General features: G+C 68.5%; 22 protein-coding genes. 10 read left to right on the top strand and 12 right to left on the bottom strand.

The genetic code is table 11. From position 1 onward, the window contains the following. Positions 1–54: 54 nt before the first annotated feature. Positions 55–681 carry a hypothetical protein gene (locus tag ABIA71_RS13170; protein WP_354285662.1) on the top strand — a complete coding sequence of 209 codons (627 nt, stop codon included), beginning with the start codon at positions 55–57 and terminating at the stop codon, positions 679–681. 665 nt (positions 682–1,346) lie between these two features. On the opposite strand, the gene glnE is transcribed toward ABIA71_RS13170, so the two are convergent. Continuing rightward, positions 1,347–4,169, bottom strand: a complete 2,823-nt coding sequence (gene glnE / locus ABIA71_RS13165; RefSeq protein WP_354285660.1) for a bifunctional [glutamate--ammonia ligase]-adenylyl-L-tyrosine phosphorylase/[glutamate--ammonia-ligase] adenylyltransferase — start codon at positions 4,167–4,169, stop codon at positions 1,347–1,349. A 492-nt stretch (positions 4,170–4,661) separates the two neighbouring features. Here glnE and scpC point away from each other — a divergent pair, with 492 nt between their 5' ends. After that, positions 4,662–6,176: a succinyl-CoA:acetate CoA-transferase ScpC gene (gene scpC / locus ABIA71_RS13160; protein ID WP_354285658.1), complete on the top strand. Its 1,515-nt coding sequence runs from the start codon at positions 4,662–4,664 to the stop codon at positions 6,174–6,176. A 51-nt stretch (positions 6,177–6,227) separates the two neighbouring features. On the opposite strand, the gene hglS is transcribed toward scpC, so the two are convergent. From hglS to ABIA71_RS13110, 10 genes are all read right to left on the bottom strand, one after another. Beyond that, positions 6,228–7,595, bottom strand: coding sequence for a 2-oxoadipate dioxygenase/decarboxylase HglS (hglS, locus tag ABIA71_RS13155; protein ID WP_354285656.1), 1,368 nt, complete (start codon positions 7,593–7,595; stop codon positions 6,228–6,230). A gap of 201 nt (positions 7,596–7,796) precedes the next feature. Next, positions 7,797–8,345, bottom strand: coding sequence for a hypothetical protein (locus ABIA71_RS13150; RefSeq protein WP_354285654.1), 549 nt, complete (start codon positions 8,343–8,345; stop codon positions 7,797–7,799). A gap of 31 nt (positions 8,346–8,376) precedes the next feature. Further along, entirely contained in the window at positions 8,377–9,126 is a 750-nt protein-coding gene (locus tag ABIA71_RS13145; RefSeq protein ID WP_128098193.1) for an HAD family hydrolase, read from the bottom strand. A gap of 48 nt (positions 9,127–9,174) precedes the next feature. Beyond that, positions 9,175–9,588: a hypothetical protein gene (locus ABIA71_RS13140; RefSeq protein ID WP_128098194.1), complete on the bottom strand. Its 414-nt coding sequence runs from the start codon at positions 9,586–9,588 to the stop codon at positions 9,175–9,177. Positions 9,589–9,700: 112 nt separating this feature from the next. Continuing rightward, positions 9,701–10,117 carry an EF-hand domain-containing protein gene (locus ABIA71_RS13135; protein WP_128098195.1) on the bottom strand — a complete coding sequence of 139 codons (417 nt, stop codon included), beginning with the start codon at positions 10,115–10,117 and terminating at the stop codon, positions 9,701–9,703. Between the two features lie 221 nt (positions 10,118–10,338). Continuing rightward, positions 10,339–10,716 carry a hypothetical protein gene (locus ABIA71_RS13130; RefSeq protein ID WP_354285651.1) on the bottom strand — a complete coding sequence of 126 codons (378 nt, stop codon included), beginning with the start codon at positions 10,714–10,716 and terminating at the stop codon, positions 10,339–10,341. A gap of 58 nt (positions 10,717–10,774) precedes the next feature. Next, positions 10,775–11,506, bottom strand: a complete 732-nt coding sequence (locus ABIA71_RS13125) for a M15 family metallopeptidase (RefSeq protein WP_502961246.1) — start codon at positions 11,504–11,506, stop codon at positions 10,775–10,777. Beyond that, positions 11,460–13,016, bottom strand: coding sequence for a serine hydrolase (locus ABIA71_RS13120; RefSeq protein WP_502961245.1), 1,557 nt, complete (start codon positions 13,014–13,016; stop codon positions 11,460–11,462). The genes ABIA71_RS13125 and ABIA71_RS13120 overlap by 47 nt, the downstream gene beginning before the upstream one ends. 4 nt (positions 13,017–13,020) lie before the next feature. Continuing rightward, on the bottom strand, positions 13,021–16,020 hold the full coding sequence (locus ABIA71_RS13115; RefSeq protein ID WP_354285649.1) for a TonB-dependent receptor: 3,000 nt from the start codon (positions 16,018–16,020) through the stop codon (positions 13,021–13,023). Positions 16,021–16,063: 43 nt separating this feature from the next. Next, complete coding sequence (locus ABIA71_RS13110; protein ID WP_354285647.1) at positions 16,064–17,539, bottom strand: transglutaminase-like domain-containing protein; 1,476 nt, start codon at positions 17,537–17,539, stop codon at positions 16,064–16,066. Between the two features lie 177 nt (positions 17,540–17,716). Here ABIA71_RS13110 and ABIA71_RS13105 point away from each other — a divergent pair, with 177 nt between their 5' ends. From ABIA71_RS13105 to ABIA71_RS13075, 7 genes are all read left to right on the top strand, one after another. Further along, positions 17,717–18,163: a hypothetical protein gene (locus ABIA71_RS13105; protein ID WP_354285645.1), complete on the top strand. Its 447-nt coding sequence runs from the start codon at positions 17,717–17,719 to the stop codon at positions 18,161–18,163. 44 nt (positions 18,164–18,207) lie between these two features. Beyond that, the gene (locus ABIA71_RS13100) at positions 18,208–19,659 is read left to right on the top strand and encodes a C40 family peptidase (protein WP_354285799.1); all 1,452 of its coding nucleotides are present in this window, start codon (positions 18,208–18,210) and stop codon (positions 19,657–19,659) included. Then, positions 19,656–20,762, top strand: a complete 1,107-nt coding sequence (locus tag ABIA71_RS13095; protein ID WP_128096220.1) for a dipeptide epimerase — start codon at positions 19,656–19,658, stop codon at positions 20,760–20,762. Before ABIA71_RS13100 ends, ABIA71_RS13095 begins: the two co-directional genes overlap by 4 nt. Positions 20,763–20,901: 139 nt before the next feature. Continuing rightward, positions 20,902–21,750 carry a MurR/RpiR family transcriptional regulator gene (locus ABIA71_RS13090; RefSeq protein ID WP_354285643.1) on the top strand — a complete coding sequence of 283 codons (849 nt, stop codon included), beginning with the start codon at positions 20,902–20,904 and terminating at the stop codon, positions 21,748–21,750. A 30-nt stretch (positions 21,751–21,780) separates the two neighbouring features. Then, positions 21,781–22,590 (top strand): L,D-transpeptidase family protein, encoded by an 810-nt coding sequence (locus tag ABIA71_RS13085; protein ID WP_354285641.1) that lies wholly within the window; start codon positions 21,781–21,783, stop codon positions 22,588–22,590. Beyond that, a complete protein-coding gene (locus ABIA71_RS13080) occupies positions 22,587–23,885 on the top strand; it encodes an APC family permease (protein WP_354285639.1) in 1,299 nt (432 codons plus the stop codon). Before ABIA71_RS13085 ends, ABIA71_RS13080 begins: the two co-directional genes overlap by 4 nt. 107 nt (positions 23,886–23,992) lie before the next feature. Continuing rightward, positions 23,993–24,340, top strand: coding sequence for a hypothetical protein (locus tag ABIA71_RS13075; RefSeq protein ID WP_038690880.1), 348 nt, complete (start codon positions 23,993–23,995; stop codon positions 24,338–24,340). A gap of 25 nt (positions 24,341–24,365) precedes the next feature. Here the strand turns inward: ABIA71_RS13075 and yiaA are convergent, their stop codons facing one another. Then, positions 24,366–24,803 carry an inner membrane protein YiaA gene (yiaA, locus tag ABIA71_RS13070; protein WP_128096224.1) on the bottom strand — a complete coding sequence of 146 codons (438 nt, stop codon included), beginning with the start codon at positions 24,801–24,803 and terminating at the stop codon, positions 24,366–24,368. Positions 24,804–24,980: 177 nt separating this feature from the next. Here yiaA and ABIA71_RS13065 point away from each other — a divergent pair, with 177 nt between their 5' ends. Beyond that, complete coding sequence (locus ABIA71_RS13065; RefSeq protein WP_354285637.1) at positions 24,981–26,129, top strand: PQQ-dependent sugar dehydrogenase; 1,149 nt, start codon at positions 24,981–24,983, stop codon at positions 26,127–26,129. The last annotated feature ends 144 nt before the right edge of the window (positions 26,130–26,273 follow it).

Raw genomic sequence — 26,273 nt, 5'->3', positions numbered from 1 at the left:
CTGCGGCTGTGTACTGGCTGGACAGTGCGCACGCGGGTGCAGCAGGCTGTGGCGATGGACACCGATGCCAATTACAAGAGCGCCGTGGAGCGCCAGGTGCGCGCACGCCTGGCTGACGTTGCTGCCACCCACGCCGGCGTGCGTACGCGCGGGCTGGACTGGGTGGTACGTGAGGGGAAGACCGAACTGGCCAGCGCCGGGCTGTACCCGCTGCGTGCGGCAGGTGGCTGGGCGGCAACGTTGACCGTGAACTGCCCCACGGCAGTGGCGTTCTGCAGGACCTGGGCCGACGGCACGGCTTCGGCGTTGCCCAACCCGGACATGCTGATGGCGGTGATGTCGACTGCCGGCGGCATGCCCGGCTTTGCCGGCCACAGTGGCGTGATCGTGCGGGCCGGCACCCACGATGCCGATGCACTGGCCCAGCAGCTGGTCGACCGCCTGGCCGATGCCGCGCTGACGCGCGCGTTGGCCTGGCGCACGGTGCCGGTGGCGCTGATCGATGACGTCGTAGCGCACAGCGCGTTCTACGCCTGGCCGCTGCAGACGCTGCTGTACATCGCCCAGCGCAATGGCCTGGCAGCCAACGACCCCAGGCTGCGCGACGCGCTGCAACGCCGCGCCATCCTGCGCCGTGGTCAACGCGACCGGGCCCTGGTGCAGCGCGCGCTGCCCGGGTAGAGCCACCCCATGGGTGGCTGCGCAATGCGGGGCGAAAGGCAGCCGGGCAGAGCCCGGCGCTACGCGGGGGGTGTTCGGCATCGGTAGAGCCACCCCATGGGTGGCTGCGCGATGCCGGGCGAAGAGCAGCCGGGCAGAGCCCGGCGCTACGCGGGGTGTTCGGTATCGGTAGAGCCACCCCGTGGGTGGCTGCGTGGTGCGGGGCGAAAAGCGGCCGGGCAGAGCCCGGCGCTACGCGGGGTGTGATCGATATCGGTAGAGCCACCCCATGGGTGGCTGCGTGGTGCCGCGCGAAGAGCAGCCGGGCAGAGCCCGGCGCTACGCGGGGTGTGTTCGGGCATCGGTAGAGCCACCCCATGGGTGGCTGCGCGATGCGGGGCGAAAAGCGGCCGGGCAGAGCCCGGCGATACGCGGGGTGAGTTCGGCATCGGTAGAGCCACCCCATGGGTGGCTGCGTGGTGTCGCGCGAAGAGCAGCCGGGCAGAGCCCGGCGCTACGCGGGGTGTGTTCGGCATCGGTAGAGCCACCCCGTGGGTGGCTGCGCGATGCGGGGCGAAAAGCAGCCGGGCAGAGCCCGGCGATACGCGGGGGGTTCGGCATCGGTAGAGCCACCCCATGGGTGGCTGCGTGGTGCCGGGCGAAGAGCAGCCGGGCAGAGCCCGGCGCTACGCGGGGTGCGGGGTCTGGAACGGGAGGCCGGCTGCGTCGCAGGCGGCGCTGATGACCGCGCGGGCTTCTTCCAGCGCAGGCGTGGGCGCGGCCAGGCGCGGGCGGCGGTCGAGGGTGCAGGCCAGGCCGACGTCCAACAGTGCGGCGTGCGCGTCATGCAGGCCCTGGCGGGTGCCGCCAGGCAGCCAGGCGATGGTGGCCAGGGCGTCGATCAGGCCGGGGGTGTCGCGCGGTTCCAGTACCTGCGGGTGCGCACCGGCACTGTCGAGGACGCCGGTCTGCAGCAGGAATTCCAGGTCGACGATGCCGCCGGCGCCCTGCTTCAGGTCCAGCCGCGCGGCGTCGCTGCGGTCCAGTTCGGTGCGCATGCGCGCGCGCATCTTCACCACGTCGGCGTAGAGCACGTCGGCATCGCGGGGGCGGGCGAGCGTCTGCGCGCGCACGCGTTCGAAATCGGCCAGCAGGGTGGCGTCGCCGGCGATGCCGCGTGCGCGCACCAGCGCCTGGTGTTCCCACGTCCACGCACGCTCGCGCTGGTACTCGGTGTAGCTGGCCAGCGAGGACACCAGCGCGCCCTTGCCGCCGTCCGGGCGCAGGCGCACGTCGATGTCGTACAGGCGACCGGCGGCGGTGACCGCGCCCAGCAGCGCCATCACCTTCTGCGCCAGGCGCGCATACCAGCGGCCCGGGTCGAGCGGACGCTTGCCGTCGCTGCTGTCCTGGTCGGCCGGGTGGTCGTGCAGGAACACCAGGTCCAGGTCCGAGCCAAAGCCCAGTTCCAGCCCGCCCAGGCTGCCGTAGCCGATGATCGCAAAGCGCCCGCCGGGGATCACGCCGTGCGCCTGCTGCATGTCGGCGGCCGCCAACGCATGCACGGTCACCACCACCGCCTGGGCCAGTTCGGCCAGCTGGCGGGTGCTGTCCACGGCGCGCTGGCGGCCGTCGAGGGTGGCCAGCGCCATGCGGAAGCTGAGCGCCAGGCGGGTCTCATTGAGCAGGCGCAGCGCGGCTTCGGGATCGTCCACGGCCAGCGCGGCATCGCACTCGGCCTGCATCGCGTCCGCGTCGGGCATCGGCCCGGACACGCGCACATCCAGCAGCTCATCCAGCAGCAACGGATAGGCCGCCAGCCGTTCGGCGAGCAGCGCGCTGCGCGCCAATACGTCCACCAGCCGCGCCAGCGCGCTGGGCTGTTCGTCGAGCAGCGCCAGGTAGCTGGTGCGGCGCAGGATGGCCTGCAGCAGGCCGAGCACGCGCTTGAGCGCGGCGTCGGGCTGGGGCGACCGGGTGGCGGCGTGCAGCAGCGCCGGCAGCACGCGGTCCAGCCGCGCGCGGGCGCTGTCGGACAGCGACTTCACGCCAAGCGACTGCGCGAAATCGCGCAGCGACTGGTCGGCGCTGTGCGGGTCGTGGAAGCCGGCCTCGGCGAGGATCTCGGCGCTGCCGTTGTCGGGCAGGCCGCGCCAGTAGTTGGACAGCGCATCGGGCGCGGCCTGGCCCTTGCGCGGGGCCAGCAGCGCGCCGAACTCGGTGCTGACCCGGGTGCGTTGCACCTCCAGCGCGGCCACCAACGCGTCCCAGTCGGGGTAGCCCAGGCCGGTGGCGATGCGCAGGCGGTCGGTGGGGTCGGTAGGCAGCGCGTGGGTCTGCGCATCGCGCAGCATCTGCAGGCGGTTTTCCAGGCGGCGCAGGAAGCCGTAGGCATGCAGCAGGTCGTCACCGTCCTGCGCGGCCATCTGCCCACACGCCACCAGCGCGGGCAGCGCATGCAGCAGGCGGCGTTCGCGCAGGCTGGCTTCGCGGCCGCCGCGGATCAGCTGCAGGGCCTGGCACAGGAATTCGATTTCGCGGATGCCGCCGGGGCCGCGCTTGATGTCGTCGAACATTTCCCGGCGCGAGACTTCGGCGGTGATCGCCGCCTTCATCTCGCGCAGGCCATCGAGCGCGGTGAAATCGAGGTAGCGGCGGTACACGAACGGGCGCAGGGTCTGCAGCCACGCTTCACCGGCGGCGATGTCGCCGGCCACCGCGCGCGCCTTGAGCCAGGCGTAACGTTCCCAGTCGCGGCCTTCGCGCTGGAAGTACTGGTCCATGCCGGCAAACGACAGCGCCACCCGGCCGGCACTGCCGAACGGGCGCAGGCGCAGGTCGACGCGGTGGCTGAAGCCGTCCACGGTGGTTTCGTCCAGCAGCCGCGCCAGGCGCTGGCCGAGCCGGGCGAAGTATTCCTCGGCCGCCAGCGGGCGCGCACCGTCGGATTCGCCGCCTTGCGGGTAGGCGTAGACCAGGTCGACATCGGAGCTGAAATTGAGCTCGCCACCGCCGAGCTTGCCCAGCCCGAACACCACCAGCTGCTGGGCGCTGCCGTCGGCGGCGCGGACCACGCCATGCCGGGTGGCAAATTCCTGCTCGAGCGCGGCCAGGCCGATGCCCAGGCAGTCTTCGGCCAGGGCGGTGGCGCCGGCCAGGGTGGCGGGCACGTCGTCGAGCCCGGCCAGGTCGCGCCAGATCAGCCGGGTGGAGGCGGCGGTGCGGTAGCGGCGCAGGCGCTGCGGCCAGTCGCTGGGGTGTTGCGGGTCCAGCTCGGGCCGCGCCAGCGGTGGGCAACCGGGCTGGGTGAGGTGGGCCAGCAGCGCCGGTTGGCGGCACAGGGTGTCGATGGCGAAATCGCTGGTGATGGCCAGCAGGCGTACCTGGTCCAGGATCTCGGCCGGTGGCGGCCAGGTGCCGCTGTCGGCCAGCGACAGGGCCAGGCGCGCCAGGGCACGGTCGACGAGGGGAACGAGGGCGGCGGGGACGGCGTCGGCGGGAATCGGCATGCAGGGATTATGCAGGGCGCTGGGCGCGCCTACGTGTTGCCGGGTGCGCGAAGCGGGAGGGTGGCGATAGCGACCGTCCGTCTTTCTTCGGCCAAGGTCATGCGTTCGCCGCGGCGATGGGCTGGGTCGGCGGTCGATGGGGATCCGACCCTACCGGCTGGGCCTGGCGTAGCGCCGGACTCTGCCCGGCCTGGATCGGGCGTGCATGGACAGGGGTATACGGGGCCGTTCCCAAATTTCAGACAATAAAAAGCCCGCTTGCAGCGAACTGCCAGCGGGCTCTGCTCCCTCCCCCACGTCGGGATGCAGGTCGATCTTCTAGGGTCCTCGGAAAAGTTGCACGCTGCACTGCAAAACAATACTTGCGGGTACAGAAGTGATCGCGAAACTGAACAGGGGTGCCGATAGCGCGAAGCGCCATCCCACCTTGGTCGCACCCCCCGCACGGCGTGGATCGCCGATAATGCAGATCCCCCCAGAAACGTTGTCGTCATGTCTGTCGATCGCATTGCCAACGCGCGTCTGCGTGACCGCGTTGTATCCGCTGAAGCTGCCGCCGCCCTGATCCAGCCGGGTGAAACCGTCGCCATGAGCGGCTTTACCGGTTCAGGTTATCCCAAGGCGGTGCCGGTGGCGCTGGCCCAGCGCATCGAGGCGGTGCATGCCCAGGGGTTGCCCTTCCAGATCAGTCTGATGACCGGCGCGTCCACCGCCCCGGAGCTGGACGGTGCCCTGGCCAAGGCCGACGGCATCGCCATGCGCATGCCGTTCCAGAGCGACCCGGATGCACGCAACCGCATCAACGAGGGCAAGCTGGATTACATCGACATCCACCTCAGCCACGTGGCCCAGCACGTGTGGTTCGGGTTCTATGGCGACATCGACACCGCGGTGGTGGAAGTGTCGGCCATCCGCGAGGACGGCTCGCTGGTGCCCTCCACGTCGGTGGGCAACAACAAGACCTGGCTGGACCTGGCCAAGAAAGTGATCATCGAGGTCAACGAGTGGCAGCCGGCCGGCGTGGACGGCATGCACGACATTTACTACGGCACGGCGCTGCCGCCGCATCGCAAGCCGATTCCGCTGGTGCACGCCAACGACCGCATCGGCGAAACCTCGCTGCGCTGCGACCCGGACAAGATCGTGGCGGTGGTGCGCACCAACGGCCCGGACCGCAACAGCCCGTTCAGCCCGATCGATACCACCAGCGAGCAGATCGCCGAACACCTGATCGATTTCCTGAAGCACGAAGTGGCCAAGGGCCGGTTGCCGGCCAACCTGCTGCCGCTGCAGAGCGGCGTGGGCAACATTCCCAACGCGGTGCTGGCCGGGCTGGCCAAGAGCGGCTTCCGCGACCTGGCTGCGTTCACCGAGGTGATCCAGGACGGCATGCTCGACCTGCTGCGCGACGGGGTGCTGAGCTATGCCTCGTGCACCGGGTTTGCACTGAGCCCGCAGGCCAATGAAACGTTCAAGGCGAACATCGATTTCTACCGCGAGCGCATCATCATGCGCACGCAGGAAATCTCGAACCATCCCGAACTGGTGCGCCGCCTGGGCTGCATCGGCATGAACGGAATGATCGAGGTGGACCTGTACGGCAACGTCAACTCCACCCATGTGATGGGCACGCGGATCATGAACGGCATTGGCGGCTCGGGCGACTTCGCGCGCAACGGGTTCCTGTCGGCGTTCCTGAGCCCGTCCACGGCCAAGAACGGCAGCATCTCGGCGATCGTGCCGATGGTGAGCCACGTGGACCACACCGAGCACGACGTGTCGGTGATCGTGACCGAGCAGGGCCTGGCCGACCTGCGTGGGCTGACCCCGCGCAAGCGCGCGCGGGTGGTGATCGACAACTGCGCGCACCCGGATTTCCGCGACCCGCTCAACGATTATTTCGAGCGCGCCAGCCGCGACAGTTACGGCAAGCACACTCCGCATCTGCTGCCCGAAGCGTTGTCGTGGCACCAGCGGTGGCTGGATACGGGCACGATGAAAGAATGATCCACCGGCGGTAGGCCACGACCGTTGGTCGTGGCACTCCGGTGTTATGCGTTACGCGTGGCGCAGCGTCGCCAGCGATTCGGCCTGCAGGCGTTCGTAGATCGCGAATTCGTCTTCGACCTGCATGCCCAGCGCCTGCTCGAATGCGTCACGGTTGGCATGGGCGGCATACGCGCGCTGCTCTTCCCCGCCCAGGTTGGACTGGAAGATGCCCGCGGCACTGACCGGCAGGAAATCCTCGTAGACGATCGGGTCGGCGCTGGCCAGGCCGGCGGCGATCAATGCTTCGGCCGGCAGGTCGCCGATGGCGGACGGGGCGGCGCGGCCGGCGTCGGTGAGGGCGTAGCGGTAGTAGCCCAGGCCTTCGCGGCGCAGGGTGGCGTGGTCGTCCGGGAACCCGGTGAATGCCGCGGCCAGGCGGGTCGGGTAATCCTGCCCGGTGCTGCCGGCGCCGCCACTGTCGCGTGCCTGGGCCAGCAGCTGGTCGTACAACGCGCGGCCCTTCGGGGTGAGTGCCAGGCCACGCTGTTCGATCTCACCGAAACGCGCGGTGTGGGTGCCGGCATCAGCCGCCTCACCCGACGGGAAGTGCACGGTTTCCTGCAGCGCCTTGAAGCTGGTCTGGCGCAGCAGTATCGGGCAGCGGCGCGGCGGCGGGCCTTCGACCACGGCCTTGGCGTCGATGCCGCGCGCGAGCATGGCCGCCTGCGCAGCGTCGATGTCCAGCGTGCGCGGGGTGAGGTGGTTGATGTGCGGGCCACGGAAGCTGACCACGTCGGCAATCAGGCGGTGCGCGTCGTGCAGGGCGTGGTAGGTGGCCAGCGACACGGTGGCATCCCCGTGCCAGCGGAAGGTCTCCAGCGATTCGATGACGAAGCGGCGGGCATCGTCCTGGCTGAGGCCACCGTCGCGCTCGGCCTGGTCGATCAGGGCCAGCGCGGTGTCGGTGAAGATGCGGCGCCGGGCCAGGATGCGCGCCGATTCCTCGCGCAGCGCGGCGTCTTCGATCAGCTCCAGCCGCAGCAGCGAGGTGAACACCCGGAACGGGTTGTGCGCCAGTGCCTTGGCGGTGCGCGGACGGAACGCGGTGGAATGCACCGGCACACCGGCCACCGACAGGTCGTAATAGCCCACCGGGTGCATGCCCATCACCGCGAACAGGCGGCCCAGCGTGGCCAGTTCCTCGGCGGTGCCCACGCGGATGGCGCCGTGGCGCTCCTGGTCCAGGCGGCTGCGTTCGTCGGTGCGGTCCAGCTGCTCGGCCAGTGCCGGGTTGGCGGTGAGCACGGCATCGTTGATCTCGGCCACCAGGTCCACCAGCGTGCCGTACAGCGGCACCTCGGTGCGGTACATGGTGGACATGGCCTGGGCGAACAGGCTGCGGATATCGTCGGGTGAAACGAAACGGTCGGCGCTCATTACGTACTCGGCAACGGATCACGGGGGAAGGTGCAGCAAGCGCGCATTGTCGCCGAGGGCGGGGGGTTACCGCGATCTGCACAGCAACAAAGGGGCGTTGCGGGTAGAGCCACCCCATGGGTGGCTGCCCTTGGCGACCATGGCATTCCATGCAGCCACCCATGGGGTGGCTCTACCCCCGGTGCGGGCGTGCGCAGAAATCTAGCGCGCGGGCGGCGTGGGGTTGCTCGCTGCGCGCTGGCGCTGGGCGCGGTCGCCGAGCTGGCGCTGCAGGGTGGCGTCCAGCGTGATCGGGCGGTCCCAGTGGTCGTGGCTGGCCACGATGGCGTGGCGCAGCGCGCGCCAGTGCAGGTTGGTCGGCGTGACCGGCAGCGCGGCCACCACGTCCTCCCAGCGCTTGGGCTGGCCTTCTTCCGGTACCGCGCGGCTCCAGGCCTGCACGCTGTCGCGGCACGCGCGCTCAATGGCATGGGCCCAGAAACAGGCGAAGTAGATGTCACCCGCCTGCCAGCCGTGGGTGTACATCAGCGCGGCGATGTAGCCGCGCGACACGCCGGCATAGCGCGCCACCTCGTCCAGGAAACTGTCCGGGTAGCGTTCGGCATAGTGGTTGATGTCCTGCAGCTGGCCGTCCACCCACACGTCGCCGGTATCGACGACATACGCCTCGGACTTTTCAGCAGTCTGCTGTGCCGATGCCGCCCACGGCAGCATCAGCACCAGCAGCACCAGCCACGTGCGCAAGTTCATGGGACACCACCGCCGCGGCGCTGCATGCCGGTCAGGCCTGCGCGGCCTTGGCTTCGATGGCGCGCAGGGCCTGCGGCCAGTCGAAGGCGGTCGGGGCGTCGACCATGCGCGGTTCGTCGTCGGCCACACCGTGCTGGGTTTCATGCGCCCAGGTCACCGCGTACGGGGTGTGGATGCCCCAGCCGCCCAGGGTGATCACCGGTTCGATGTCCGAGCGCAGCGAGTTGCCGACCATGCAGAAGCGCTCGATCGGCAGATCGAATTCTTCCAGCACGCGCGCGTAGGTTTCCGGGTCTTTCTCGGACACGATCTCTATGCGCGGGAACAGGTCGCGCAGATTGGCCAGCTTGATCTTGGCCTCCTGGTGGAACAGGTCGCCCTTGGTGATCAGCACCACCGGGTAGTCCCGCGCGATCTCGGTCACCGACTCACGCACGCCGTCGATCAGCTCGACCGGGTGGCGCAGGGTGTCATGGCCGATGTCCAGGATCTGCTGCAGGTCACGCGCAGTGATCATCTGCTGGGTGATCTCGATGGCCGCCTCGACCATCGACAGGGTCATGCCCTTCACCCCGTAGCCGAACACGCCGAGATTGCGCTGCTGGACTTCCAGCAGGTGGCGTGCGGTCTGGGTGTCGTGCACGTCGATGTAACGCGACAGGATGTCGAGGTAATCCTGCTCGGCCTTGCGGTAATAGTCTTCGCTCTTCCACAGCGTGTCGTCACCGTCAAAACCGACCAGGCCGATGGCGCCGGTGGGCGCGGGCGAGGAGGTCATCATCGGGCAAGGATAACAACAGCGCCGCGCCAGCCCAATGACATCATCGGCTCACTGGCCGAACGGCCGCGGCCCGTCCCAGCCCAGTACGCCGCGCTGCGGCAGCTCGATGCGGGTAAGCAGCCACTGGCCTGGGCCCTGCCAGCTGAATTGGCGGTAGCTGCTGGCCAGCTGCCCGGTCTCCTGCCACCACGCCATGAGCGCGGCCGGGCCTTCGGGATCATGCGGCTGGTACTGGAACGGCAGGCCGCGGGTGTTGAGCTCGCCCAGCACCTGCTGAAGGGCTGTGTTGGCCCACCGCGGGCCGTGGTCGTCGAAGGCGATGGATTCCGCGCAGCCGCCGGGCGAAGCACCGGTGACCACCACCACCTCGCCGGGCGCCAGGTGCGACACCCGTTGCGGCGGCGGTTCGCCCGGAACGGGGAGGTAGACGTCGAAGGGAGGCCGGCGGCCGGGATGATCCATGGTGTCCATCTTAAAAGAAGGGCGGCCGAAGCCGCCCAACCCCTACCTGCCGTTCACCGGTGTCCAGCGGTGTTCAGCCCTTGCGCTCAATGCACTGCATGCTGCACGTGGATCAGTTGCCCGGCTGTGCGCCGCTGCCACTGGCCGCCTTGCCCTGCTGGGCCGCCACGTACGCCTTGTACTCGTCCGGCGAAAGCTCGCCGTCCTTGTTGCTGTCGGCCTGGTCGAACACCTGCGCAAGACCCGCATTGACCTGTGCTTCGGGCTTGCTGATGGTGCCGTTGCCGTCGGTATCCACACTGGCCCAGGTCTGGCCACCACCACTGGCCTGCTGCGAGGCCTGCGCGGCGGCACCGGCGGCCGAATCTGCCGCCTGGCCGGCCTGCGCCGCTGCCTGCTGGGCCTGCGCGGCCTGGTTCTGTGCCTGCGCGGCGCTCTGCTGCGCGGACTGGGCCATCGCCGGAATGGCCAGCACACTGCCTGCGGCGACGATCAGGGCGATCAGGGGCTTGCGGTTGCGAATAGTCATTGGGTGGTCTCCTGCTATTGGGGTGTTGCACGGTTCGTTGTTTCCGCACGGCCCCACACTGCCACCCCGTTTGTGAATCAACTTTGCGCCGCAATCGGCGTGCGCACGCGGTGTTAACCACCTGCCCACGTGCGTGGTTTACCACACAGGTTATGTGCAGGTGAGCAGGTAGTAAGAAGAGCATTCAACCGTCGCGGATTTAACCGGATGCAAACGGAATATCAGCCGTCGCTGGCGTTTTTTTCGCCTGAGCGCGAACTGAATATCATCCAGCCCAACGCAACACCGCCAAGTGCACCGGCCACTTCCAGTACCACCCGCGAGCCCAGTTCGTTGGGATCGTGGATGCCGGCCAGGAACAACCGCGCGTATAGCGGCGACTCCAGGCGCATCATGCCCATGTAAAACAGCTTCCACGCATCGATGCCGGCCGATACCACCACCGCCATCACGCAGGCCCAGCCAATGGCGTGCCCGGCGGTCCAGCCCAGCGCGCGGCACAGCCGGTGCCACAGCGCGTACACCAGCAGGCCGACCAGCAGCGCGATCAGGCCGGCTTCCAGGGTTCCGAGCAATCCAAAGTGCAGCGGCAGGTTCATCGTGGTCCGGGCGGCGTGTCAGGCCACAGTGTAGCGGCGCAGCCCGCGCCCACGCTGCTCAGCGCACCGGCACGTCGTAGGCGGTGTGCGGGTCCGGCTCGGGGCGGAGGGTGTAGTGCCACCACTCCAGCGGGTAGTTGGCAAAGCCGTGCCGGGCCATCGCCTGTACCAGCCGCTGGCGGTTGGCACGCTGCGGCGCGCTGATGTCCGCCGCATCGGTATGCGCACGCGGGCCGAAGAAGTCGAAGTCGGTGCCCATGTCCAGCGCGATGCAGGGGCCTGCGCGGCAATCGAGCAGGGTCAGGTCAACGGTGGCGGCGCGGCTGTGGCCGGAGGTTTCGGCGATGTAGCCGCCCAGCAGCGCCGGCTTGTCCAGGTCGGGGTACTGCAGCGCCTTGCGCGACTGTTCGGCCGGGTCGTGGGCCCAGGCCACGAATGCCGTGACCGACTGCGCAGGCCGGTAGCAGTCGAACACCCGCAGCCGGTAGCCTTCGGCCCGCAGGTCCGCTTCCACCGCGGCCAACGCGGTGGCCGCCGGGGCCAGCAGCAGGCACTTGGGCGCGTCGTAGCCGGGCACGGGGCGGGCGGTGAAGTTGTTGCTGCCGGCGTAGCGGATATCCAGTGCGATGTCGGGCACTTGGCGGGCAAGGTCGACCAGCCCGGCCTGCTCCACCGTGCGGGCGGGCGACACCTGTACCGGCTGCGCCTGTGCACCGCCGAGGGCGGCCACCATCAGCAAGGCGCTACGGGCAATCGCCGATGCGGGTGAACTGCAGGTCCTGGTAGTCATAGCTGAAGTCGATATCCGGGTCGATGGCGCGCAAGGCAAGCGTGGGCGGCGTGCCCGGCTGCGGCTGCAGCCAGGGCTCGGCATCGGCCCCGAGCGTATCCCACTGCACCAGCCAACGCCCGCCCACCTGCATCACCGTGCCCTGCAACTGGGGCGACTTCTCCACCTGGAAACGCAGCTGGCCATCGCGCGGGCACACACTCGCCGGCCCCAGCCACGGGTCGCGGTAGCGGCCCTGCCAGGTGGCCATGGCCTGCAGGCTGGCCGGCGTGCGCGCACGCGTGTCCGGGCGCACGTGGCCGCTGTGCCGGCGTTGCTGCTGTTCGTCGCGCAGCAGGCGCGCGTAGTCCAGCACGCCCCGGGTGTCATCGGGCGCGGTGTACTGCCGCAGCGCAGCCTGCATCAGTGCGGTGCGGGCGTCTTCGGCCTCGCCGTTGATCAACACCACCACGCCCACGTGCCGGTCTGGCAGCAGCGCCAGCGAGGAGTACATGCCCGACAGCGTGCCGGTATGGGCCACCTTCCACTGGCCATCCAGATCCGACAGGCGCCAGCCGTAGCCGTACGCGGAAAAATGCGCGTTGTCCCACTGCCGCTGGCGCGCACCGATCGGCATCGGCATGTGCGCGGTCCACAGCGCGCGGCGCTGCGCGTCGCTGAGCCAGCCCGGCACCTGCGCCGGGTCCAGCAGCACCTGCATCCAGCGGGTCATGTCCTTGAGGCTGCAGCGAATGCCGCCGGCGGCCATGGACGCCAGGTCCGGACTGGTCTCGGCATCGGGCTGGGTAATCACGTTGCGGCCGTCGCGGCGTGCGTGCGGCTGGGCCACGTTGCCCACCGCCGCCACCGACCACGCGCCCACCTGGCAGCGCTGCATGCCCAGCGGCACGAACACTTCCTCGCGCAGCAACTGGTCGTATGGCTTGCCACCCGCACGGGCGGCGACTTCACCGGCCACCACGTACATCAGGTTGTCGTAGGCGTAGCCACTGCGGAAGCTGGTGACCGGCTTCAGGTGCGCCAGCCCGGCCAGGATGTCCTGCCGGGTGAAGGCGTTGGGCTCGGGCCACAGCATCAGGTCACCGGCCCCCAGGCCCAGGCCGCTGTTGTGGATGAGCAGGTCGCGGACCTGCATGTGCTCGGTCACCCAGGCATCGTGCATACGGAACTGCGGCAGGTAACGGATGACCGGGTCGTCCCAGCGCAGTGCGCCGCGGTCGACCAGCCGCGCCAGCAGCGCGGCGGTCATCGCCTTGCTGTTGGAGGCAATCTTGAACAGCGTGTTCTCATCGATGGCCTCACCGGTGCCCGCGCGACGCTCGCCCGCGGTGTGCTGGTAGACCACCTGGCCGTCTTCCACCACGGCCATGGCCAGGCCCGGCAACGCGTAGTGCTGCCGGGCCTGGTCGAACATCGGCTGGAAAGGCCGTGTGGGCGCCGCGGCGGCGCTGGCTGACACAGCCAGGGCCACCACGCCTGCACGCCACCGGTGCACCCTCATCGCGGTCATCCCATCAGTAGTTCCAGGTCACCGTGAGCTGCGCATAACGCGGCGACTGGAAGCCGGTGCCGTAGCCATACATCGGGTTGGGCGTACCGATGCTGTCCTGCGGCTCGTAGTCCTGGTCCACCGACACGATGCGCTGCTGGTTGAGCACGTTGTACACGGCCAGCTTCACATTGATGTCCTGCGGCACCGGCACCTTGTAGGCAATGCTCATGTCCAGGTCGTAGGTCCACGGCGTGCGCCCATCGCCCCCGCGCGGGGAATGCACGAACACCCGTTCGGACGGCACCGTGGCCTGGCAGTTGGACACGCACACGTAGTAGCTGTGGAAATCGGTGTCGTCGAACGGGTTGCCGGCGCCGAAGGGGGTGATCGGGCTGCCCGACTGGATGCCCAGGGTGGCGGCCACGGTGAGGTTGTCGGTCAACGCGTAGCTGCCGCGGAACTTGAACTGGTGGCGGCGGTCGTTGGCCAGGTAGCCGTAGCCGCGGTAGTTCACCCACGGGTTGTCGAAGTTTTCGGTACGCCCGGAATCGGCGAAGTCGGTGTCCGAGTTGACCGGGCCTTCGGCGTTGCCGCGCCCATAGGCCAGCGTATAGGACGCATTGAAGCCCCAGGTGCCGTCCCACGCGCGGTCCACCTGCAGTTCCAGCGCCTTGTAGTCGCGCTTGGGCTTGACCCAGCCGCGCTGGCCCACGTAGTTGCCGTCATCGTCGTACAACGCCCAGCCTTCGCGCGAGGTGTCGATGTCGATCCAGGCATCGTTGCTGCCGTCGCAGTTGCTGTCGCCCCACACGGTGTTGGTGCGGCCGGGGTTGCCCATGATCCACACACCGTCGATGGCGCCGCACTGGCCGGTGGCGGTGATGTTCATGTCGTCGATGGCGTTGTGCAGGCGGCGGTAGGTGACGCTGGCGGCCACCGACCACGACTCGCTGAGCATGTGCTGGAAGCCCAGGATCGCTTCATCCTGGTACACCGGGTCCATCTCGCGGTTCACCTCGGCGCGCAGGTCCGGCACGCTGCCGTCGCCCTGCGAGTTGTCCACCGGACCGATCTGCCCGCCAAGCCCGGGCACGTTGTTGGCCGCGCCGGAATAGCCCAGGAATTCATACCAGGTACGCTCGTCCAGGAAGCCGCCGGCCTGCTTGATGTTGATCACGTTGGCCACGGGCAGGAAGTAGCGGCCCAGGTTGCCGAACAGCTTGGTGGTGCCGTCGCCGCGCATGTCCCAGGAGAAGCCCAGGCGCGGGGCGATCATGTTGTCGATCTTGATGTAGCTGTTGCCGTCGCCGCCCTTGTTGTCGAAGCCTTCCACGCGCGCGCCGATGTTCAGCAGGAAATTCGGGGTGACCTGCCAGTTGTCTTCCAGGTAGTAGGCCGAGTTGATGGTCTCGAACGAACCGGCCACTTCATAGCGGCGGGTGCGCACCACCAGCCCGCTGGCCGGCACGATGCCGCCGTTGAGCGAGCTGCCCGGGGTGCGGTAGTACACGTCGTAGCGCAGCCCACCCGGGCCGGGGTAGGCGCGTTCGTAGTCGGAGGTGTTCTCTTCGCGGTCCAGGCCGAAGCGCAGCAGGTGGTCGCCGATGGACCATTCAAAATCCGCGCGCGCGGCCTTGCGCGTGTCCAGCGCCGATTCCAGCTGCGAACTGCTGGTGCAGCTGCGGTCGCCCTGCAGCGCGGTGGGCACACCCTGGCTGGCGGTGCGGTTGTCGAACACGCGGTTGCAGTTCTGGTCCATGAGGCTGCTTTGCGAGCGGTTGCGCTTGTTCTCGCCGTACATCAGCTTCATGGTCAGGTCGTTGTTGACCTGCCAGCTGTAGGTGCCCGACCAGTTCTTGCCGCCCACGGTGTTGTAGATCTGGTTGGTGCTGTCACCCACCGCACGACCACTGGCGTAGTCGTAGCGGTACACGTCGGTGATGGTGTCGCTTTTGTCGGAGAAGCCGAACAGCGACAGCATCTGGTTGTCGGTGATCTGCCAATCCAGCTTGCCGCCCCAGAACGGGTCGTCGGCCTTGCCGGCATTGAACACGGTGCCGGCGTCGTTGGTGGAATGGGGCGTGTAGTCGCGCGCTTCGTACATGCCGAAGAAGAACAGCTTGTCCTGCACCAGCGCGCCGGAGGCGAACACGTTGAGCGCGCTGCGGCTGTAGTCGTCGCGGCTGGCGGTGATGTAGCGGCTGCCGTCGGCGGTGTAGCGGTCGCGTGCCTGCGACTGCCAGGCGCGCGGTTCGAACACCAGCTGCGCACCGGCCTGGAAGTCGTTGCTGCCCGAACGGGTCACCGCGTTGATCACACCACCGGTACTGCGCCCGAACTCCACCGAGTAGCCGCCGGTCTTGACCTGGAATTCCTGGTAGAAGCCGAACGGCACCGAGGAGAAGCCTACCCGGTTGTAGAAGTCGGTGACGTTCAGGCCGTTGATGTAGACGGTGTTCTCGGCGACCGACGAGCCGCCGAAGGAAATGCCCTGCCCACCCAGCGACCCCTTGCCCTTGACCGCACCCGGCGCGAGCAGCGCCACGGCGGTGATGTCACGGTCCACCGGCAGCCGCGACAACTCTTCGCGGGTGATGTTGGTGGCCGACTCGGTGGACTTCACATCCACCATCGACACCACCTGCGGCGCGCGTACTTCCACCGCGCCCAGCGTGCTCACCCCGCTCACCGGTACGTTGACCGTGGTGGCGCTGCCCAGGCCCACGTTGATCTGGCCCACGCGGGTCGGCGCACCGCCGGCAACGGCCACCTCCAGTTCGTAAGTGCCCACCGGAAGCAGCGGAATGCGGTAGCTGCCATTGGCCTCGGCGCGTACCGAGCGCACAAAGCCGGTGGACGGGTTGCGCACCGTCACCGTGGCGTTGTCCAGGCGTTGGCCCGGGTCGGTGAGCAGCTTGCCCACCACCGCGCCGTCCTGCGCCATCGCCACCGGCGCCAACGTGCCCAGGCACGCCCCCAACGCGACGCACAGCGCCGCCCGCTTCAACCTGTTCGTGTTCATTCCCTGCTCTCTCCTGCAGATATGGAATCGTGGGTGGTGCCGTTTACCGCTTCACCGCCAGTGGCACGATGTGCGACTGGAAGTCGTAGTTCCATTGATCGAAGTACAGGTTGCCGCCATCCCACTCGACCTCGCCGCGCTGCGAATCCACCGTGTCCGAGCGCGGGAAGCGCTTGGCCGGGACCAGCGGCTGGCTGAAGGCGTCGTTGAAGGCGATGCGGTAGGCATCGAGCCCGCCAAAGTAGAAATCGCGCAGCGCCGGCTGCGGGCTGTCCAGTCGGCCGGTGGTGACATCCATCGGCACCCAGCCATACGGGGCCAGGTACAGCGCGCCCCAGTCGTGCAGATTGCTGTAGCCCACCGCGTCGTCGGCGTAGACCATGCCCGACTGCCAGCGCGCGGGAATGCCGTTCATGCGCAGCAGGGTGATCAGCAGCAGGGTCTGTTGCCCGCAGTCGGCGTGGCCGGCGTGCAGCGCGTAGTCGCTGATGTTGGTCAGGGTGGAATACTCGCGCGCGCCGGCCCACGGAATGCGGTCAACCGCATCGAACAGCCGGCGGGCCACCTCGTAGGGGCGGGTTTCGCCCTGCAGCACCTGGTCGGAGAACAGCCGCAGGGCCGGGGTGAAGCGCACGTGCGGCGGCTGTTCGGCCAGGTACGGGGCCAGCGCCGCGTCGGTGGGCGTGGGCCGTACCACGGCCGGGTCGATGCGGGTGTGCCGCGCGTGCACGGTGAGCGCGTAGCGGATTTCGAAACGGGTGGGCTGCCCGGCCACCGCGGTGCCTTCCAGGTACGCAGTGCGTTGCAGCGCGCTGGCCGGCGCAACGCGCGCCTGGCCAGGCGTGCTGCCGCGCCACTGGATCTGCTCCTGCTGGCCGGCGATGGCGCGCGGGTACGGAATCCAGGCGCGCAGCGTGGTACCGGCGGGCACCGCGTCGGCCTTCACCGTGAGCGACTGGGTGACCTCCACCCGCTGCGGCAGCACCGATGATTCTCCCGATGCCGTAGCCGCCTCCACCACCTTGGCGTGGTACGGGGTGAGGTGTTCGAACGGACCGTCGCTGGGCAGTGGCGCGTCGGGCCGGCGGCGCGCACGCGCCTCATCGCTCAGCCGGAACAGGTTGGACAGCGCACGCTTGAAGTAGAACCGGGTGCCGTCGATATCCAGGTGCTCCAGCAGCCCCTGCCGGTCCCAGCGCTCGAATTCGTCATCGCGCAGATCGGGAATCGAACGCCGCACGGCGTCTTTGGCCGCGGCGGTGTCCAGGCTGAAGTCCAGCCGGATCCGCCGCATGCGCTCGCGCTGGAAGGCCAGCGTGTGTTCGTCGTAGGCCACTGGCGGCGCGCTGCCGTTCTCGGCGATGCGCTGCTCGGCGCGGGCAAAGTACCCGGCATCGATGAGATCGGCGACGCGCGCGCGCTCGGCCGCGTCCTCTACCGTGCCGGAAGCGGCATTACCGGCCTGGGCCGACGGCACCGACAGCAGCGCCGCCACCAGCAGGCTGGCGGCGACAGGCACTCGCGGTAGGCGAACGGCAGGTTTGCGAACAGCACGATCCACAGCGACACTTCCCCAGCGCGGGTGGTAAGGGCTGTGTAACACGGGCCGTGACGCCGGTCAATAATTTATTCTTGCATTCCACAGCGAAAGGAATAAGTATTCCATGACACCCGCCGGCGCTGGAGGACGTGCCCCATGAATCATCCAGAGCTGCGCTGCGACCATTGCCAGGCCGGCTTCGTGCCAACCGGGGCGCAGGCCGTGTTGTTCGAGACCTCCCGCGCCAAGGGCATGCGCCTGGTGATGCTGGACTGCCCGCACTGCCACCACGGCACGGCGGTGAACCCGAGCCAGCCCGGCGCCGCACGCACGGCGGACCCTACGCCTTCCCTGCCCTGCCCGGAACGCGCCTGCACCGGCGAGGCCTGCTGGGTCGATACGCTGCAGCCGCCGGTGTGGGGCTGCGGCAGCTGCGGCACCACCTGGGCCGACCGGGCGGCGCTGGACGCCGCCATTGCAACCGCCATCGCGCGCTTCCCCTGGCGCGCCCACGCCTACGTTCGCGCGGGCAGCCACTACCGCGCGGCGCCTTCGCTGCCGGCGCGCTATGAAGCCGATGTGGCCACGGAGTGGGCGGCATGACCCGCGCTGCGCCCGCCAACCTGCCCACCGAGGACAGTGCCGCCATGACCCGTTTCCGCCCTGCCCTCTGGCCCGCCACCGCGAAGCGCGTGCTGGCGCTGTTGCTGGCCGTGGCCAGCGCGCCCGCATGGGCCGCCGATGGCAGCGCGCCTGGCCAGCCCGATCCGGGCGCGCCGCTGCCGTATGTCGTGGGCCTGCATGAGGCCTACCTCACCCCGCAGTACTGGGCTGCCCGCCTGCCCAACGCCGATGCGCTGATCCTGGACCGTGCCCAGATCCAGGCGCAGAACGCGCGCATGCGCGCCGACGATGCCTCCATCCACGACCTGCGCGCGCTGCCCGCACAGCTGCCGCGTGCGCAGGTACTGGCCGCGGTGCAGGCGTTGTCGAAATGGCCGGAGAAAACCCTGTACGGCGTGGATGGCAAAACGCTGGGGGCCTCGCAGCGCACCACCAGCCTGGACAACCTGGCACTGGCCGCCATTCCCGCGCAACGCGCGCTGCAGTACGGCCTGGTCACCCATCGCGCCGCACTGCGCACCTTCCCCACGTCGCTGCGGGTATTCACCACCCAGGGCGACACCGACATCGACCGCTTCCAGGAGTCGGCGCTGTTCCCCGGCGACGCGGTGGCAGTGCTCCATGAAAGCGCCGATGGCCAGTGGCTGTTCGTCACCAGCGAGCGCTATGCGGCGTGGATCGAGAAGCGCTTCGTCGGCATCGGCGATGCAGCCACGGTGCTCGGCTACGGCCAGCACGGGCCGTACCGGGTGATCACCGGCGCCACCGCCTTCACCGCCTACACGCCGGAAGAACCCCGCGTATCGCGGCTGCAGCTGGACATGGGCGTGCGCCTGCCGGTGCTGGCCGACTGGCCGCCGGGCACGCCGGTGAACGGCCAGCAGGCACACGCCGGTTACGTGCTGCAGCTGCCGGTGCGCAATGAAGATGGCCGCCTGGCGCTGGTACCGGCGCTGCTGCCGCGCGCACAGGACAGTGCCGCCGACTACCTGCCGCTGACCCCGCGCACCCTGCTCACCCAGGCCTTCAAGTTCCTCGGCGAGCGCTACGGCTGGGGCCACGACTACGACACCCGCGACTGCAGCGGCTTCGTGTCCGAGATCTACCGCAGCGTGGGCGTGCTGATGCCGCGCAACACCAGCGCGCAGGCGGTGAGCCCGGCGCTGGACCGCATCGCTTTCACCGGCAAGGACAGCAAGGCCCGGCGCACCACGGCGGTGAACCAGCTGCAGGTGGGCGAGCTGGTCTACATCCCCGGCCACGTCATGATGGCCATCGGCCATGTGGATGGCCGCACCTGGGTCATCCATGACACTGCCGGCGGCAGCTGGTCCGGCCCCGACGGCACCCGCGTGCAGGCGCACCTCAACGGCGTGTCGGTGACCCCGCTGGAGCCGATGATGGCCAGCGACACCGTGAGCTACATCGACCGCATCACCAACATCCAGCGCCTTCGAGCCCAGACTCCTGAATGAAGATCACCGACATCGAACTTGGCATGCTGCGCGTGCCGTTGAAGACCCCGTTCAAGACCGCGCTGCGCACCGTGGATACGGTGGAAGACGTGGTGGTGCTGGTGCGCACCGACACCGGCCATACCGGCTACGGTGAAGCGCCGGCCACCGCGGTGATCACCGGTGATACCCACGGCTCGATCATCGAGGCCATCAACAGTTTCATCAAGCCGCGCCTGATCGGCCAGGACGTGGCCAACCTCAACCATGTGTGCGCGCTGATCCAGGGTGCGATGGAGCGCAACACCAGCGCCAAGGCCGCGGTGGAGATCGCGGTGTACGACCTGTGGGCGCAGCTGCACAAGGCACCGCTGTACCAGATGCTGGGCGGTGGCGACCCGGTGATCACCACCGACATCACCATCAGCGTGGACTACATCGACAAGATGGTGGCCGATTCGCTGTCGGCGATCGAACGCGGTTTCGAGTCGCTGAAGATCAAGGTGGGCAAGGACATCGGCCTGGACATCGAACGGGTCAAGGCGATCCACGCCGCCGTGCAGGGCCGTGCGCTGCTGCGCCTGGACGCCAACCAGGGCTGGACCGCCAAGCAGGCGGTGCATGCGATGCGCACGCTGGAAGAGGCCGGGGTGGTGCTGGAGCTGCTGGAGCAGCCGGTGAAGGCCGCCGACATCAGCGGGCTGAAGTACGTCACCGACCGGGTCAACACGCCGGTGATGGCCGATGAGAGCGTGTTCAACCCCGGCCAGGTGGTCGACCTGATCCAGCAACGCGCCGCGGACATCATCAACATCAAGCTGATGAAAACCGGCGGGCTGTCCAACGCGATCCGCATTGCCGACATCGCCGCCATCTACGGGGTACCGTGCATGATCGGCTGCATGATCGAGTCGAGCATCAGCGTGGCGGCGGCCGTGCACCTGGCGGTGGCCAAGAGCGATGTGATCACCAAGGTGGACCTGGACGGGCCGTCGCTGGGGCAGTTCAACCCGGTCAGCGGCGGGGTGAATTTCAACGAGTCGGAGATCACCATCAGCGACGCGCCGGGGCTGGGCATCACCGAGGTGCGGGGCCTGGAGATGATCACGCCGCCGCGGTGGTGAGGCTGCCTCCACCACCTGCGGGTAGAGCCACCCCATGGGTGGCTGCTGTTCGTGCGATTCCGGTGTGCGCAGCCGACCAACGGTCGGCGCTACCCGGCAGCTTGCGTATGCTCTCCTTTCCGGACCCGATGCCCCACCCATGCCCCCTCTGGTGAAAATCCGCTCCGAGCGTGACCACATGTCGGCGATCGAACGCCGCATCGCCGACTTCATCCTCGACAACGCCCACCTGCTGCGCGACTACTCGTCCCAGCAGCTGGCCAGCGCGCTGGGGATCAGCCAGTCCAGCGTGGTCAAGTTCAGCCAGAAACTGGGCTTCAAGGGCTACCCGGACCTGAAGTACTCCATCGGCGAGGCGGTGGCCCGCGCCGGCAACGGCACCCGGGCCGAGGCGCCGGCTGCGGCCGACAGCAACGCCTACATCGGCATCGCCGAGCGCCTGCGGCTGAGCAAGGCCGCCGCCGAGGAAGAGACCCGGGTGGCCAACCCGCAGGCCGATGTCGAGGCCATCGTGCAGTTGATCGACGCCGCGCCCAAGGTGTTCGTCTACGGCCTGGGCGACGACGGCCTATACGCGCGCGAGTTCGCGATGCGGCTGTCTCTGCTGGGCATGCTCACCGTGCACCACGCCGACCCGATCCTGATGATGGCCAACCTGTCGGCGGCACGCGCCAACGACGTGATGCTGGTGTTTTCCGAGTTCGGCAAACTGCCGCAGCTGTTCCAGCTGTCGCGCCAGTTCCAGGACGTAGGCGGCAAGGTGGTGTCGATCACCCGGCACAGCGCCAACCCGCTGCGCGCGCACGCCGACGCCTCACTGGTGCTGTGCGCGCACGACCCGGCGCCGCACCTGGCCCAGCTGCTGTACCGTGCCTCGTTGCAGTCCCTGCTGGATTTCGTCTTCGTGCTGCTGTGCCACGCCAACCCGGACCGCCACCGCCAGCTCGGGGTGAACCTGGAACGGATCGAACACCTGATCGACACCTGATCAACACCTGCTCTTCTGGAGTCCGCCACGATGCTGCCGTTGTTCCGATCCGTCTTCGCCGTCGTGCTGGCCACCAGCGCCCTGCCCGCCGCCGCGCTCACTCCGGCAGTGGGGCCGTTGCAGGACCACCACCAGATGATCGTGGTCGTCACTGACAGCTGGGAGGCGACCCATGGCCGGCTGCAGGCCTATACACGCACCCCGCACGGTTGGGCGCCACAGGGCAGCGCATTCGACGTGGCCGTAGGCCGCAACGGCAGCGCCTGGGGCGTGGGCGTGGTACCGGCGCAAGGCGTTGGCCCGCACCAACCTGGTGACCCGGTGAAGCCCGGGGACCCGGTAAAGAAGGAAGGCGATGGTCGCAGCCCGGCCGGCGTCTTCACCATCGGCCCGGCCTTCGGTTACGCCCCGACGATCACCACCGCCCTGCCGTACCAGCCGATGCTGGCCAGCAGCTACTGCATGGACGTGCCCGATTCGCCGTACTACAACCGCATCGTCGATGCCGAAGTCGTGGGTAGCGACGCGGTGGAAGGCTCCACCGAGCCGATGCGCCTGGACCTCCACAACAAGGGGGATGTGCGCTATCGCGAGGGCTTTGTGATCGAACACAACCCGAAGGCCGAAGCCCGCCGGGGCAGCTGCATCTTCGCCCACCTGTGGCGCACGCCGGGGGAGGCCACCGCCGGCTGCACCGCCATGCAGCCCGAACACATGCAACGCCTGCTGGCCTGGCTGGATCCGACCAGGCGCCCCCTGTTCGTGCTGCTGCCGCGCACGCAGTACCAACAGATGCAGTACGACTGGAACCTGCCGCCCGCACCGGAAAACACCCGATGAGCGCCCCGGCCGACCCCCAACTGGAACGCGCGGTCAGCCGCTGGCAGATCGTCGGGCTGTCGATCAACGATGTGATCGGCAGCGGCATCTACCTGCTGCCTGCCGCCACCGTCGCCCTGCTCGGGCCCTTCAGCCTGTGGGGCGTGGTTGCCGCCGGCATCGTCGTGGCGCTGCTGGTGCTGTGCTACGCGCAGGCGGCCAGCTACTTCGACGAGCCCGGTGGCAGCTACCTGTACGCCCGCGAGGCGTTCGGGCGGTTCGCCGGGTTCGAGATCGGCTGGATGATCTGGCTCACCCGGATCAGCTCGGCCGCCGCGCTCAGCAATGCGCTGGCCGACGCAGTCGCACGGTTCTGGCCATGGGCCGGGCACGACCTCGGCCGCGTGCTGATCATCGTGGTGTCGCTGGGCTTCCTCACCGCCGTCAACGTAGCCGGCGTGCGTTCGGCCGCACGCACCGGGGTGATCCTGGTGATCGGCAAGCTGCTTCCGTTGCTGCTGTTCGTGGCGATCGGCGCGTTCTACGTCGACATGGATCTGGCCTTCTCCGGGGTCCGCCCGGACCCGCACGACCTGCAGCGCATGGGCGAGGCGGCGTTGCTGCTGCTGTACGCCTATGCCGGTTTCGAGAACATCCCGGCCGCTGCGGGCGAGTACAAGAACCCGCGCCGCGACATTCCGTTCGCGCTGATCACCATGATCATCAGCGTCACCGTCATCTACGGCGCGGTACAGCTGGTGGCACAGGGCACGCTGGCCAACCTGGCCGCCTCGCCCACGCCGCTGGCGGACGCGGCCTCCCGCTTCGGCGGCGAAGCGCTGGCGCTGATCCTCACCGTGGGCGCCACCATTTCCATCCTGGGCACCAACAGCAACACCATGATGATGGGCCCGCGCTTCCTGTTCGCCCTGGCCCGCGACGGCTACGGGCCGAAGCTGCTGGCCAACGTGCACCCGCGCTTCCGCACGCCGGCGGCGGCCATCGTGACCCAGGGCGTGATTGCACTGGCGCTGGCGCTGTCCGGTTCGTTCGTGCAGCTGGCGCTGTTGTCGATGACCACGCGCCTGTTCGCCTATATCGGCACGGCCGCGGCGGTGCTGGTGCTGGCGCGCCGTTTCCGCGACCGCCCCGGTGCGCTGAAGCTGCCCGGCGGCCCGGTGATTCCGGTGCTGGCGCTGGTGCTGTGCGTGGCGCTGTTCGTGAGTGCCAGCTGGCAGAACATCGCCGCCGCCGGCATTGCCTTCGCGGTGGGCGCGGTGATCTACATGCTGCCGCGCAAGGACCGACCGGCCTGAACAGACACCGCGCGGTGGATGACGCTTGATGTGTCATTCACCTCGTGGGTCCACGGCGTTAACCGGCCACTGGGTAGGGTGGAACCTCACCCAACCGGAGCCACCACATGCCTACTGATTACCAGATTCCCGGCCGGGTGCCGGAAGACGGTGTGCCGCGCCAGGCGGTATCGGACTATTGGCGCGAACGCTTCCCGAGCGAGCCGTACTACGACAACAGCCAGTTCTACGACGATTACGAGCCGGCCTACCAGCTGGGCCACTACTCCCGCGCCGACGAGATGATCCGCGCCTACGAGCAGGTGGAAGCCGAGCTGGAAACGCGCTGGGCGCAGGAACGCGGCAAGAGCAAGCTGACCTGGGAACAGGCGCGCAACGCGGTGCGCCGCGGCTGGGATGAATCCACTGCCCTGCACCAGTCGCACCTGGACAAGGGTGTGCCGCGCGGCACCTGAGGCAGCGCGCGGCACCTGCCCGCGCTTAGTCGCCGCTGGGCAGCGGCGGGATCTCGCGCACAGTGCCACCCGCGGCCATCAGGTCGCGGGTGTTCTTCTGCACCGCCACCGCGCCGAACAGGCTCAGGGCGAAGGCCATGCCGTAGAAGCCCTTTTCGCTCAGCAGCAGCGTGGCGTTCCACAGGCCCACCAGCAGCAACAGCAGCGAGGCCAGCAGCGCGAACCAGCACAGCGCGTAGTACAGGCCGCTGACCGGAATGTCTTCGACGCGATCACGCACGCTCTTCTGCAGCGACACCGCCGCAAACAGCCCGAACAGCAGCAGGGTGAGGTAGTAGCCCTTCTCGTTGAGCGCCATCTCGGCGTTGAACAGACCAACCAGATAAGCCGCCGCGCCCAGCAGCAGCGCTGCCCACGAGGCAGCGATGAAGGCCGGGGACGGCTTGTGCACCTGTTGTTTCATGTGATCCAACTCCGTTTGATGGCGGCAAGCCGCACGCGCCGCCCCACGGGCAGCCCGCGCCAACGGTAGCCGATCACGGCCCGCGCGCCTACGGGGGATGACGTATGGTCCACGCCGCGTTGATGGGCATGCTGTACAACCATGGCTGGCCATCGCATCCCCACCCGGAGATTCCCCATGACCCGCAAGCTGCTGCTGTCGCTCGCCGTCACCCTCACCCTGCCCCTGTTCGCCACCGCCTGCGTGGCCGCCGACAAGGCGTCCGCCCCGGTCCTGAAGAAGGCCCAATGGCCCTTCGCCGCCACCGAAGCCGGCACCTTCAACGAACCGTGGGCGATGAGCTTCCTGCCCGATGGCAGCCTGCTGGTCAGCGAAAAGGCCGGCACCCTGCAGCATGTGGACCTGAAAACCGGCAAACGCGCTGTCATCAGCGGCGTGCCCAAGGTGGCCTATGCCGGCCAGGGCGGCTTCGGCGACGTGCTGCCGCACCCCGGCTTCGCCAAGAACCAGCTGGTGTATGTGAGCTATGCCGAAGCCGGCGAAGGCGACACCCGCGGCGCCGCCGTGGGCCGCGCCCGCCTGGTGCTGGCCGCCGATGGCAGCGGCACGCTGCAGGACTTCAAGGTGATCTGGCGCCAGACCCCGAAGGTGGAAGGCGGCGGCCATTACGGCCACCGGTTGGCGTTTGGCCCGGACGGCAAGTTGTGGATCACCTCCAGCGAACGCCAGAAGTTCGATCCGGCCCAGGACATGGGCGGCAACCTCGGCAAGATCGTGCGCCTGAACGACGACGGCAGCGTGCCGGCCGACAACCCGTTCGCCTCGCAGGGCGGCGTGGCCGCGCAGGTCTGGTCGCTGGGCCACCGCAATGCGCTGGGCATCGCCTTCGATGCACGCGGCAGGCTGTGGGTGCACGAAATGGGCCCGGCCGGTGGCGACGAACTGAACCTGATCGAGCGCGGCGCCAACTATGGCTACCCGATCGTGTCCAACGGAAACCATTACGACGGGCGCGACATTCCCGACCACAGCACGCGCCCGGAATTCGCCGCGCCCAAGGTGACCTGGACGCCGGTGATTTCACCGGCCGGTTTCATCATCTACACCGGTACGCAGTTCCCGCAGTGGAAGGGCAGCGGCTTCATCGGCGGGCTGTCCTCCAAGTCACTGGTGCGGGTGGCCTTCGATGGCGACAACGCCCGCGAGGCCGAGCGCTTCGACATGGGCGAGCGCATCCGCGAAGTGGAACAGGGCCCGGATGGCGCGATCTGGCTGCTGGAAGACGGGAAGAACGGCCGGTTGTTGAAGCTCACCCCGAAGGGGTGAGTCACGGGCATACCGGATAAACGCGTACCGACCAACGGTCGGTACCTGCCGGGTGTGATCAACCACCAGTAGTCACCGGCGCGGGTAGCGATCAAGGATCGCTACCCGCGCGGCACCGCGCATCAGTCAACGGGCATCAGTCAG

Origin of the sequence: Stenotrophomonas sp. 2619, from assembly GCF_040548725.1 — a bacterium.
Lineage (GTDB): Bacteria > Pseudomonadota > Gammaproteobacteria > Xanthomonadales > Xanthomonadaceae > Stenotrophomonas > Stenotrophomonas maltophilia_AP.
Note: the sequence above shows the minus strand (reverse complement) of the source record. Positions and strands in the feature narration are given on the sequence as shown.

Bases quoted from the DNA above. Each gene is read 5' to 3' on its own strand.
- ABIA71_RS13170 (WP_354285662.1), top strand. From the start codon at position 55: ATGGACACCGATGCCAATTACAAGAGCGCCGTGGAGCGCCAGGTGCGC.
- glnE (WP_354285660.1), bottom strand. From the start codon at position 4,169: ATGCCGATTCCCGCCGACGCCGTCCCCGCCGCCCTCGTTCCCCTCGTC.
- scpC (WP_354285658.1), top strand. From the start codon at position 4,662: ATGTCTGTCGATCGCATTGCCAACGCGCGTCTGCGTGACCGCGTTGTA.
- hglS (WP_354285656.1), bottom strand. From the start codon at position 7,595: ATGAGCGCCGACCGTTTCGTTTCACCCGACGATATCCGCAGCCTGTTC.
- ABIA71_RS13150 (WP_354285654.1), bottom strand. From the start codon at position 8,345: ATGAACTTGCGCACGTGGCTGGTGCTGCTGGTGCTGATGCTGCCGTGG.
- ABIA71_RS13145 (WP_128098193.1), bottom strand. From the start codon at position 9,126: ATGATGACCTCCTCGCCCGCGCCCACCGGCGCCATCGGCCTGGTCGGT.
- ABIA71_RS13140 (WP_128098194.1), bottom strand. From the start codon at position 9,588: ATGGATCATCCCGGCCGCCGGCCTCCCTTCGACGTCTACCTCCCCGTT.
- ABIA71_RS13135 (WP_128098195.1), bottom strand. From the start codon at position 10,117: ATGACTATTCGCAACCGCAAGCCCCTGATCGCCCTGATCGTCGCCGCA.
- ABIA71_RS13130 (WP_354285651.1), bottom strand. From the start codon at position 10,716: ATGAACCTGCCGCTGCACTTTGGATTGCTCGGAACCCTGGAAGCCGGC.
- ABIA71_RS13125 (WP_502961246.1), bottom strand. From the start codon at position 11,506: ATGACTACCAGGACCTGCAGTTCACCCGCATCGGCGATTGCCCGTAGC.
- ABIA71_RS13120 (WP_502961245.1), bottom strand. From the start codon at position 13,016: ATGACCGCGATGAGGGTGCACCGGTGGCGTGCAGGCGTGGTGGCCCTG.
- ABIA71_RS13115 (WP_354285649.1), bottom strand. From the start codon at position 16,020: ATGAACACGAACAGGTTGAAGCGGGCGGCGCTGTGCGTCGCGTTGGGG.
- ABIA71_RS13105 (WP_354285645.1), top strand. From the start codon at position 17,717: ATGAATCATCCAGAGCTGCGCTGCGACCATTGCCAGGCCGGCTTCGTG.
- ABIA71_RS13100 (WP_354285799.1), top strand. From the start codon at position 18,208: ATGACCCGTTTCCGCCCTGCCCTCTGGCCCGCCACCGCGAAGCGCGTG.
- ABIA71_RS13095 (WP_128096220.1), top strand. From the start codon at position 19,656: ATGAAGATCACCGACATCGAACTTGGCATGCTGCGCGTGCCGTTGAAG.
- ABIA71_RS13090 (WP_354285643.1), top strand. From the start codon at position 20,902: ATGCCCCCTCTGGTGAAAATCCGCTCCGAGCGTGACCACATGTCGGCG.
- ABIA71_RS13085 (WP_354285641.1), top strand. From the start codon at position 21,781: ATGCTGCCGTTGTTCCGATCCGTCTTCGCCGTCGTGCTGGCCACCAGC.
- ABIA71_RS13080 (WP_354285639.1), top strand. From the start codon at position 22,587: ATGAGCGCCCCGGCCGACCCCCAACTGGAACGCGCGGTCAGCCGCTGG.
- ABIA71_RS13075 (WP_038690880.1), top strand. From the start codon at position 23,993: ATGCCTACTGATTACCAGATTCCCGGCCGGGTGCCGGAAGACGGTGTG.
- yiaA (WP_128096224.1), bottom strand. From the start codon at position 24,803: ATGAAACAACAGGTGCACAAGCCGTCCCCGGCCTTCATCGCTGCCTCG.
- ABIA71_RS13065 (WP_354285637.1), top strand. From the start codon at position 24,981: ATGACCCGCAAGCTGCTGCTGTCGCTCGCCGTCACCCTCACCCTGCCC.